This window comes from Ruoffia sp. FAM 26255 (assembly GCF_045528525.1).
GTDB lineage: Bacteria > Bacillota > Bacilli > Lactobacillales > Aerococcaceae > Ruoffia > Ruoffia tabacinasalis.
This window is the reverse complement of record NZ_JBGQQX010000093.1, coordinates 1-3,941: the sequence shown is the minus strand read 5'-3', so window position 1 is coordinate 3,941 and position 3,941 is coordinate 1. Positions and strand designations below refer to the sequence as shown.

4 protein-coding genes and 1 pseudogene are annotated in these 3,941 nt (G+C 36.1%); 3 read left to right on the top strand and 2 right to left on the bottom strand.

Features of this window, described 5'->3' with window-relative positions:
* Positions 1–197 (top strand): annotated as a pseudogene (locus tag ACEN31_RS11105) (IS30 family transposase); the annotation flags it as partial.
* A 4-nt stretch (positions 198–201) separates the two neighbouring features.
* On the opposite strand, the gene gcvT reads toward ACEN31_RS11105, so the two are convergent.
* Complete coding sequence (gene gcvT, locus ACEN31_RS11100; RefSeq protein ID WP_407109449.1) at positions 202–1,293, bottom strand: glycine cleavage system aminomethyltransferase GcvT; 1,092 nt, start codon at positions 1,291–1,293, stop codon at positions 202–204.
* Between the two features lie 375 nt (positions 1,294–1,668).
* Here gcvT and ACEN31_RS11095 point away from each other — a divergent pair, with 375 nt between their 5' ends.
* Complete coding sequence (locus tag ACEN31_RS11095; RefSeq protein WP_407094980.1) at positions 1,669–2,865, top strand: amidohydrolase; 1,197 nt, start codon at positions 1,669–1,671, stop codon at positions 2,863–2,865.
* Positions 2,866–3,312: a VOC family protein gene (locus ACEN31_RS11090; protein WP_138404012.1), complete on the top strand. Its 447-nt coding sequence runs from the start codon at positions 2,866–2,868 to the stop codon at positions 3,310–3,312.
* Positions 3,313–3,399: 87 nt separating this feature from the next.
* On the opposite strand, the gene ACEN31_RS11085 is transcribed toward ACEN31_RS11090, so the two are convergent.
* Positions 3,400–3,765, bottom strand: a complete 366-nt coding sequence (locus tag ACEN31_RS11085) for a DUF1622 domain-containing protein (RefSeq protein WP_407094978.1) — start codon at positions 3,763–3,765, stop codon at positions 3,400–3,402.
* Positions 3,766–3,941 lie beyond the last annotated feature (176 nt).

Sequence of the window (3,941 nt, the reverse complement as noted above, 5' to 3'; positions counted from 1 at the left end):
TGAATGAGAATTCCAATGGTTTATTACGCAGAGACGGACTGCCAAAAGGAATGGACTTTAATCAAGTAGACCAAAGCTTTGTGTCATCGATTGCACACAAACGGAACACGATTCCACGGAAATCCTTGCACTACCAAACACCGTTGGAAGTATTTTTGAGTTACTTAGATGAAGCTGTTTTGTCTAGCTTAATTTGACAAATCAAATAATCTTCGCTGGTACGCGTTTATTACGAATCTCAACAAAAATTCGATCGTTTATTTTGGCAAATGGTTTTCTAATTTGTGCAAAACCGATTGCTTTTTTAAAGGTTGGTGATTTTGTTCCAGATGTTACTTCCCCAATGACTTTCGTACTTTCTTCTGTTTCATAGACTTTATATCCTTGACGAGCAATCCCTTTTCCAGTCAGTTCAAAGCCACGAGACATATAACGATTCGGATCGTTCTTCACTGTCTCAAGGGCTTCCTTACCAATAAAGTTCTCCTTATTTAAATCGACTGCAAAAGCAATTCCACCTTCAATCGGTGTAATTTCCTCGCTGAGATCATTGCCGTATAAAGCCATACCGGCTTCAAGTCGTAAGGTGTCTCTTGCTCCTAGACCACATTCTTTCAGTCCATAAGACTCACCTACGTTAAGCAACGTCTCCCAAACTTCGGTTGTCTCTGACCATGGAATATATAATTCATAACCCAATTCACCTGTGTAACCTGTCTTAGAAATACGCACTGAATCAACACCCGCAATTGTTTGTTGACTGAACATTTGGAAATTATTTAATTCTAACACTTCAGGTGCTACAATTTCCTTTAATACTTTTTCAGAATTTGGACCTTGAACCGCAATCAATCCGTATTCTGCTGATTGATCGACGATCTCGACTGTGTTATCGGAATTATGCTCATTCAACCATGCTAGAATTTTGTCTTTATTTCCAGCATTGGGAGTGACAAATAATGTATTCTCTGCAACATAATAATAAATCAAATCATCTAAAGTATAGCCATTCTCATTCACGATGGCAGTATACTGTGCGTCGTTTAATGAAATTCTTTGTGTATCGTTCGTGATGATTTGATTAAACCATTCAAGCACATTTGAACCTTTAATTAAAATTTCCCCCATATGAGAAGCTTCAAAAATCCCAACCGTTTGACGCACCGCATCATGTTCTTCTTGAATCTTTGTGAATTGGATTGGCAGTGCCCAGCCTCCAAAATCAGTTAATTTTAACCCTTTCTCAACATAATAATCAAAAAGTGGGGTCTGTTTTAAATTTTTTTCAGCCATTCTTAACTACCTCCATCGTATTATTACATCTTTTATATTGTCAGCTACATACTTTATATTAGAATCAAATAAAACCCCTGTCTGTTTTCTAATTATAAGGCACCTAGTAAACCCTTCAATACTTCTACGCACGAACATTAATGAAACAATCATATTGTTCGTTATAACTTAATTTTTTTCAGAAAACCTACTGTAGTATAAGCGTTTTTAAAATCTCGTGTGTAAATTTTTAGTAGCCGTCTTTACAGTTTCTCAATTGTATTATAGCCAATTTTTAATCGACTAACAATAAAGGAAACACAAGCGGCAAAGCTTGAAAATATACTGAAATAGGAATAAGATGATTAAAGTAAGAAAAATCTTAGGAGGCATACAATGTTAGAGAAATTACTAGCAAAAATTGAAGAAAATAAAGATCAGATGATTGATATTCGTCGCTACTTACACGAAAATCCGGAACTATCTTTTGAAGAAGTGAATACTTCTAAATACATCGCGGACTTTTACAAAGATAAAGATGTAGATGTTCAAACAAATGTTGGTAATCACGGGGTTAAAGTAACGATTGATTCTGGTAACCCAGGTAAAACGTTAGCTATCCGTGCTGACTTTGATGCACTACCTATCGAAGAAGCCACTGGTTTACCCTTTGCATCTAAAAACCCAGGTGTGATGCATGCATGTGGTCATGATGCCCATACTGCTTACATGCTTATCTTAGCTGATGCTTTAATCGAATTAAAAGATGAGTTCGAAGGTAAGATTGTTATAATTCATCAAGATGCTGAGGAAGTTCCACCAGGAGGAGCTATCGGTATGATTAAAGACGGTGTCTTAGCCGGTGTTGATAATACCTTTGGTATCCACGTTATGTCTAACAAACCATATGGAGAAATTCATTACGTACCAGGTGAAGCACAAAATGGTCGTGCGAAATTTGTTCTTAAAGTACAAGGTGTTGGTGGACACGGTTCAAGTCCTCACGAAGCGAATGACGCGATTGTTGCGGCTAGTTACTTTGTAACAGCGATACAAACAGTTGTTTCACGTCGTTTAAGTCCATTCGATACAGGTGTTGTAACCATCGGTTCTTTCGACGGTAAAGGATCATTTAACGCTATTAAAGATTCAGTAGTCCTTGAAGGTGACGTTCGTGGTATGTCTGAAGAAGTACGTAAAAAAATAGAAGTCGAAGTAAAACGTATCGTGAAAGGTCTTGAAGTTATGTACAACGTTACTTGCAAACTTGACTACGCAAATGACTACCCTGTTCTATACAATGATCCAGAATTAACAGAACACATTGGTGCAGTTTTATCTGAAGCTAATCTTGAAGATGTTACAGAAGTTGTTAAATCAGGACCAATGTCTCCATCAGAAGACTTCGCTTACTACGCTAAAGAAGTTCCAAGTTCTTTCTTTTATGTTGGTGCAGCCCCAGTAGATAAAGAAGCCTTCCCACATCACCGTCCTAAATTCGATATCGAAGAAGGCTCAATGATGATTGCTGCCCGTGCAATGGCGACGGTTGTAGCTGATTACTTCAGTAATGATCAAAGCGAGAACAAATAGATGATTACAGGCGTAGAGATTGATTTCGTTGTTGAAGACTCACTAAAAGCACTTGAAATGTATCAAGCAATCTTTGCTGATGCATTAGAAGTCATTGAAAAAACAAGTTTCCCTACAGGTTTAAACGAAGCAGTGTTTACTTTATACGGCACTCGCTTCCATCTTTTAGATGCTAATGCTGAGTATAATTTATTAGCACCTACAGAAGATGATCCTAAAACTTTATGGTTCAATGTGATGGTACCTAACATTAAAGACACGTTCCAAAATGCAATTGATAATGGCGCTTCTGTCATTCAAGAACTTATGCATATGCCTAAGATGGGTGTAACTAATGGAATGTTCTTGGATAACTCAAATTACATTTGGATGTTACATGAAATCCACGAAGAAGTTAGTTTTGAAAAACGCGAAGAATTTTTCAAAGATGAATTTAATTTAGATTAGTAACATTTACATAAATACACCTTATTATTCAAATGAGTAAGAATATTGAATAATAAGGTGTATTTGTATGTATATAATAAGTGCTGATTAATCGAAACTATCTGAATCGGTCATTAAACGCTCGCGTTCTTCCATATTCGCGTTCTTTACTTCCCAGTGAACGACAAAACTTAGAACTATTCTTAGAATTACAACTACGGTTAATACAATCAGTTCTTGGAAATCTCGAATAACGACCGTCTTAATAACCTCTGCCCCAAGTTTAAACTGTAAACTCAAAGCGAGGACTTCACCTAAAGTAATCGTAATCGCTTTATCATGAAAGTTAAAGCCAGATTTCATAAAAATCCAAAGTACCTTTAAACTACCGAAAAAAATAATAAAAATTCCGATTAATTCTAATATATGAATAATGGGTGGGCTAACAATTTGAATCAATTCTTCTAGGAACACTGATTCACAACTCCTTATACTTTTTATTTAATTTTACCGATATCTATCTAACCTGAACAATTCATACTTTTCGTTGAAAACATGTGCCAACTGCCTAACGGCAGCTTAAATTTACTTTTTCATTTTCACCTGTTAAGTGATGAAAAAAGAACCCCATTCTGATATGGTAAAGGTGT

Coding starts and splice junctions, on each gene's coding strand:
- ACEN31_RS11095 (WP_407094980.1), top strand. CDS start 1,669: ATGTTAGAGAAATTACTAGCAAAAATTGAAGAAAATAAAGATCAGATG.
- gcvT (WP_407109449.1), bottom strand. CDS start 1,293: ATGGCTGAAAAAAATTTAAAACAGACCCCACTTTTTGATTATTATGTT.
- ACEN31_RS11090 (WP_138404012.1), top strand. CDS start 2,866: ATGATTACAGGCGTAGAGATTGATTTCGTTGTTGAAGACTCACTAAAA.